Origin of the sequence: Peterkaempfera griseoplana (assembly GCF_001418575.1) — a bacterium.
Taxonomy (GTDB): Bacteria; Actinomycetota; Actinomycetes; order Streptomycetales; family Streptomycetaceae; genus Peterkaempfera; species Peterkaempfera griseoplana.
The window spans coordinates 1-3,899 of the sequence record NZ_LIQR01000457.1; the positions used below are offsets into that span (position 1 = coordinate 1).

4 protein-coding genes are annotated in these 3,899 nt (G+C 75.3%); 2 read left to right on the top strand and 2 right to left on the bottom strand.

Translation table 11 applies throughout. The annotated features are described in order from the left end of the window. Positions 1-1,087 (top strand): M23 family metallopeptidase (locus AOK09_RS29625; RefSeq protein WP_217698511.1); only part of this gene is annotated, 1,087 nt, incomplete at its 5' end. A gap of 42 nt (positions 1,088-1,129) precedes the next feature. Here AOK09_RS29625 and AOK09_RS29630 read toward each other — a convergent pair. Beyond that, entirely contained in the window at positions 1,130-1,804 is a 675-nt protein-coding gene (locus AOK09_RS29630; protein ID WP_055590313.1) for an HAD family hydrolase, read from the bottom strand. Between the two features lie 9 nt (positions 1,805-1,813). Further along, positions 1,814-2,623 carry a pyrroline-5-carboxylate reductase gene (gene proC, locus AOK09_RS29635; protein ID WP_055590314.1) on the bottom strand — a complete coding sequence of 270 codons (810 nt, stop codon included), beginning with the start codon at positions 2,621-2,623 and terminating at the stop codon, positions 1,814-1,816. A gap of 238 nt (positions 2,624-2,861) precedes the next feature. On the opposite strand from proC, the gene AOK09_RS29640 reads away from it, so the two are divergent. After that, positions 2,862-3,899, top strand: a 1,038-nt coding sequence (locus AOK09_RS29640) for an extracellular catalytic domain type 1 short-chain-length polyhydroxyalkanoate depolymerase (protein ID WP_063796111.1), incomplete at its 3' end; no start/stop codon positions are given.

Genomic DNA, 3,899 nt, shown 5'->3' on the forward strand with positions numbered 1-3,899 from the left:
CGAGCGGGCCCGGCCCAGGGGCCGGACCGCCGTGGACCCGCCGGCCCCCGGCGCCGAACCGGCACCGGCACCGGCACCGATTCCGGCACCGACCGCCTCCCCGGCCGCCCCGCCCACCCGCACCACCGCGGCACGGTCCAGGCTGGCCACCGCCCAGCGCTACACCCTGGCCACCGCCGCCACGGCCTGCTGGATGCTGCTCCAGCTCACCCTGGCGTTCACCGCGGTCACCGCCACCGGCTGGCTGCTGCTGCTGGCCGCCGCGCTCGCCGCCTCCTGGTGCGTCCTGCGCCTCGGCCCCTGGCACGCGCTGCCGCCCTACGCCCGGCTGCTGCCCTCCGCCGCGGTGGCCGGCACCCTGGCCGCGGGGCTGCGCGTCCCCTTCCGCCAGCTGCCCTGGAACCTGCACTCCCCGCTCACCCTGCTGCCGTCGCTGGCCGTCCTGGCCGCGGCCGGCTGGACCGCCCTGCGCAGCCGCCCCCGCTCCGACCCCCGGGACCTGCCGCTGGTGCTGGCGTCACCGCTGCGCGGAGGCACCTTCCAGCTGGTCCAGGCCGGCGGCCCGGTCCTCAACCGGCATGCGGTCGACGTCTACGGCCGGGCCGCCCGGCAGGCCTGCGACCTCACCGTCCTCGGCAGCGGCCTGTCCTGGCGGGGCCGCCGGGCGCTGGGGCTGATGCCGGCCGCCAACGACACCTATGCGGCGTACGGGCACCCGGTGCGCAGCCCCTGCGACGGCACCGTGGCGGTGGCCGTGGACGGCCTGCCGGACAACGAGCCCGGCGCCGTCGACCCCGGCCGTCCGCTGGGCAACCACATCGCGATCGACACCGGCGAGGCCCTGGTCGTGCTGGCGCACCTGCAGCTTGGCAGCGTCCGGGTCCAGGCGGGCGCCAGGGTCACCACCGGCACCATGCTCGCCGCGGTGGGCAACTCGGGCGACACCGGGGGCGAGCCGCTGCTGCAGCTGCGCGCCGAGACCCGTACGTCCACCGCCTCCCCCGGTTCCGGCACGGCGCTGCCGGTCCGGCTCGCCGAACTGCGGGGCCCCCTCCTGCGCGGCCGCCGCTTCACCGTCGGCGGGTGACCCTCCCGGCGCGGGGCGCGCACGCCCCGGGAGGGCTGCCGGTCAGCGCGCTGCGCCGGGGCCGTCCAGGCCCAGCAGGGCGAGGAGGTCGGCCATGTCGGTGAAGAGCGCCGTCGGGCCCGCCGCGGTGAGCCGTCCGGCGGGGGTCAGGGCCGCGTAGCCGTACACGTCCATACCGGCGGCGCGGGCCGCCAGCACCCCGTTGGGGCTGTCCTCCACCACCGCGCAGCGCTCCGGCGGCACGCCCATCACCCGGGCGGCGTGCAGAAAGAGGTCGGGGGCGGGCTTGCCGCGGCCCACGTCCTGGGCGCTGAAGATCGCCGCCTCCGGCAGCCGGTCCCGCAGGCCGGCCCGGTCCAGCGCGGTACGGATCCAGGAGTGGTGGGCCGAGGACGCCAGGCAGTAGCGGGTGCCGGTGGCGGCCAGCGCCTTCAGCATCGCCTCGGCTCCGGCCACCGCGGTCAGCTCGGCCTCGAAGGCGGCGAAGACCCGGGCGTGGAAGAGGTCGTCGAAGCCGTCGGGGAGGAGCTTGCCGGTGCGGGCCAGGATGACGTCGTGGATGTGGTGCGCGGCGGTGCCCAGGAAGTCACGCACCGAGTCGTCGAAGGTGGTGGGGTGGCCGAGCTCGGTGAGGTACTCGGCCAGCACCCGGTTGGAGATGGGCTCGCTGTCGCAGAGCACCCCGTCGTTGTCCAGGATCACCAGGTCGTAGCGCACCAGGACACGTTACTTGCCGCCGCCGGCCAGCTCCCGCGAGCGGTCCCTGGCGGCCTCCAGGGCGGCCAGGAAGGCGGCGCGCACACCGTGGTTCTCCAGCTCCCGGATGGCGGCGATGGTGGTGCCGGCCGGGGAGGTGACGGCCTCCCTCAGCTTCACCGGGTGCTCCCCGGAGTCCCGCAGCATCACGGAGGCGCCGACCGCCGACTGCACGATCAGCTCATGGGCGACGGCGCGCGGCAGGCCGAGCAGGATGCCGGCGTCGGTCATCGCCTCCACCAGCAGGTAGAAGTAGGCGGGGCCGGATCCGGAGAGCGCGGTGGCGGCGTCCTGCTGGGTCTCGGGGACGCGGACGGTCCGGCCGACCGGCCGGAAGATCTCCTCGGTGCGCCGCAGATGCTCCTCGGTGGCGTGGGCGCCCGCCGAGATGACGCTCATCGCCTCGTCGACCAGCACCGGGGTGTTGGTCATCACCCGCACCACGGGGGTGCCGGGCGCCAGCCGCTCCTCGTACCAGGCGGTGGGGATGCCCGCCGCGCCGGAGACCACCAGCCGGTCGGCGGGCACATGCGGGGCCAGCTCGTCCAGCATCGCGCCCATGTCCTGCGGCTTGGCGGTGAGGATGAGCGTGTCGGCGGCCTTGGCGGCCTCCTCGTTGGAGACGGCCTCCACGCCGTGGCGCTCGCGCAGCTCCGCGGCCCGCTCCGGGCGGCGGGCGGTGACCAGGACGTCGGCCGGGGCCTTGCCGGCCCGCAGCAGTCCGGAGACCAGCGCCTCGCCGATCTTGCCGGCGCCGAGGACGGCGACTCTCTGGGTCATGGGCGGCTCACCTCGTCGTCTTCCGTGCGGTTCCGCCGTCATCCTCGCACCGGGGCCTCCTCCGGGCGCGGACCCGTCCACGTGGCGGACCGTAGCGGCAATGTGACGGGCGCACATCAAGCACCCCCTGCTGTGGCCCGCCGTACCGTGCCGGCGCGCTCCCCGCCGCCCCTACCGTCGCGGGGACGCCAGGGGCGGGGAGCAGTGGCGTCGGCCGGATGCCGAGCAGGGAGCCGCCGTGAGAGCAACCCACCACCGCACAACGATCCGTTCCGCCGCCGCCGCCGTCTGCGCCGTACTGGCCGTGGTGGCCGCCGTACTGGGCCTCGGCCCCGGCGGTGCCACCGCCGCCCACGCCGCGTCGCTGGTGCAGGTCACCGGCTTCGGGTCCAACCCGGGCAACCTCCAGATGTACCGCTATGTCCCGGACGGCCTGCCCGCCGGGCGGCCGCTGGTGGTGGCGCTGCACGGCTGCACCCAGTCGGCCGCCGCCTACGACGACGAGACCGGCTGGACCAAGTGGGCCGACCGCTGGGGCTTCGCCCTGGTGCTGCCGCAGCAGCAGTCGGCCAACAACTCCAGCTCCTGCTTCAACTGGTTCCAGGCCGGGGACTTCTCCCGCGACCAGGGTGAGGCCCTGTCGGTGCGCCAGATGGTCGACCGGACGAAGGCCGACTACGGCAGCGACGTCTCCCGGGTCTATGTCACCGGGCTCTCCGCGGGCGGGGCGATGACGGCCGCACTGCTGGCCGACTACCCCGACGTCTTCGCGGGCGGCGGTGTGGTGGCGGGCCTGCCGTACCACTGCGCCACCACGGTGACCGAGGCCTCGGTGGACTGCATGACCACCGGCAAGGACCTGACCCCGCAGCAGTGGGGTGACCTGGTGCGTGCCGCCGACCCGTCCTGGACCGGCCCGCGGCCCGTGGTGTCGCTCTGGCAGGGCGACTCCGACTACACGGTGAAGTCCAGCAACCTGGGCGAGCTGATGCAGCAGTGGACCGACGCCGACGGCGTCGACCAGACGGCGGACGTCAGCGACACCGTGGCCGGATATCCGCACCGGGTGTACGCGGACGCCGCCGGCAGCGCCCGGGTGGAGACGTACACCATCACCGGGATGGGCCACGGGCAGCCGGTGGACCCGGGCAGCGGGGACACCCAGTGCGGCACGGCCGGGGCGTACATCCTGGACGTCAACATCTGTGCGTCCTACTGGATCGGGCACTTCTGGGGCCTGGACGGCGCCACCGGCAGCCCCACGCCGACACCCACC

Bases quoted from the DNA above. Each gene is read 5' to 3' on its own strand.
- proC (WP_055590314.1), bottom strand. From the start codon at position 2,623: ATGACCCAGAGAGTCGCCGTCCTCGGCGCCGGCAAGATCGGCGAGGCG.